Annotated in this window: 1 protein-coding gene; it reads right to left on the reverse strand. The window is 36.9% G+C overall.

The window, feature by feature from the left end; all coding sequences use genetic code 11:
* Nucleotides 1–476: endonuclease/exonuclease/phosphatase family protein (locus M4I23_RS19605; protein ID WP_249755544.1), on the reverse strand; the 476-nt coding region annotated here is incomplete at its 3' end.
* Nucleotides 477–686 lie beyond the last annotated feature (210 nt).

Below are 686 nucleotides of genomic sequence, written 5' to 3' on the forward strand. Positions count from 1 at the left end.
GTATGGTGCCCTGGTGGCCTGTATACAGTAGCCAGCACAAATGTCAAACGGGATTTATCAATTTCACTACATAACGTTACATAAAGCACCAAAACTTCAAAGGAATTATATTTGAAACTAGACTTCTGAGTAATACCGAAGATATTATTATAAATTACAGCAACACCTCCCCCTTTACCTTTCAGACGCGGCTCGTGTTTATAACAATAATCTTGGGGGGTGGACTCATTTAAAGTAATGTAATCGTCAGGTTTTAGCCAGGTTTCTGTCAAACACAGCACATCTAGGTTATGATCTGTAATCATATCATTAACAATAAGCGCTTTTGAGGAAAGGGATCGAATATTCAGCAGCCCGAGCTTTATCATTTGATCATCTGTATTATATCTGTTGTTTATTTGTTGGACATCAATTAAATTTTTACCGTTGAATGGTTTTGATGGTTTTTTGTATTTACTAATTCGTGGAACAGACACAGTCTCTATGTGATAATATCTAGGTGAAAGAGTCTCTATGTGTTGGTGAATGAATGAAGCAACACACTTATGTGAGTAAAAAATGTAGATAGTATTGCATTGTTACAGATCGTTCGATATCTGTGGGCGAATCAAAAACAATTCAAAACAATTCCCCACGTGTACTGACGGGGGAGCCGAAGCTCATTATAATACGCAAAACTGTTATCC

Source organism: Algibacter sp. L4_22 (genome assembly GCF_023473045.1).
Classification (GTDB): domain Bacteria; phylum Bacteroidota; class Bacteroidia; order Flavobacteriales; family Flavobacteriaceae; genus Algibacter.